The organism is Porphyromonas sp. HMSC065F10 (assembly GCF_001808555.1).
In the GTDB taxonomy this organism is placed as follows: Bacteria; Bacteroidota; Bacteroidia; order Bacteroidales; family Porphyromonadaceae; genus Porphyromonas_A.
Window position 1 is genome coordinate 5,695 of the sequence record NZ_KV793742.1, and the last position, 830, is coordinate 6,524.

Annotated in this window: 1 protein-coding gene; it reads right to left on the bottom strand. The window is 62.0% G+C overall.

Going from position 1 to position 830, the window contains the following annotated elements; genetic code table 11:
- Positions 1-830, bottom strand: an 830-nt coding sequence (locus tag HMPREF2890_RS01050) for an NAD(P)(+) transhydrogenase (Re/Si-specific) subunit beta (RefSeq protein WP_246825218.1), incomplete at both ends; no start/stop codon positions are given.

Below are 830 nucleotides of genomic sequence, written 5' to 3' on the forward strand. Positions count from 1 at the left end.
ACGGGGTGGATGGCAAAGCGAACCTCTGCGCCCTTACGGCTCAGGGTGTCCGCCAGCTGCTTCACCAAGTGCTGTGCCTGGGCGAGCGCCATGCCGTAGCCGGGGACGATGATCACCTTCTTAGCATCAGTGAGTACCTTGGAGAGGTCTGGACCACCGGTGGCCTTCTTCACCTCCGAGGGTGCAGCGGCAGCCTCGGCAGCGAGCTGAGCCACGGTCTCCTTGGCGTCACCAAGCTTCAGCGTAACTCCCTCCTTGCGGGTGTAGAGCGGGTTCTCCACACCGGCGTAGCCCGGCTTGAGGTCGTAGTTGCAGATGATGATGTGCTTCGCCTGATCGACGTTGAGCACCGGCATGCCATAGATCGGCGTGCCCTCAGCCTCGCGGGCGGCAGGATTGAGGACATCATTCGCTCCAATCACGATCACGAGATCGGTCTCCTTGAAGTCGTCGTTGATCCGCTCCATCTCAAAGAGGTCATCGTAGGGCACATCCGCCTCGGCGAGGAGGACATTCATATGGCCCGGCATACGACCGGCGACGGGGTGGATGGCAAAGCGAACCTCTGCGCCATTGCGACGAAGCGTGTCGGCAAGTCCCTTCACCTCGTGCTGTGCCTGTGCGAGCGCCATACCGTAGCCGGGGACGATGATCACCCGCTTCGACTCGTGGAGGAGAGCACCCTCATCGGAGAGCTCCGTCGGCTCACCGGCGGAGGCAAGAGGTGCGGTCGTCTTGGCGAGGAGTTCGCCGACCATCTCCTTGGCATCGCCGAGACACATCGTTACACCCTCCTTACGGGTGTAGAGCGGGTTCTCCACTCCGGCATA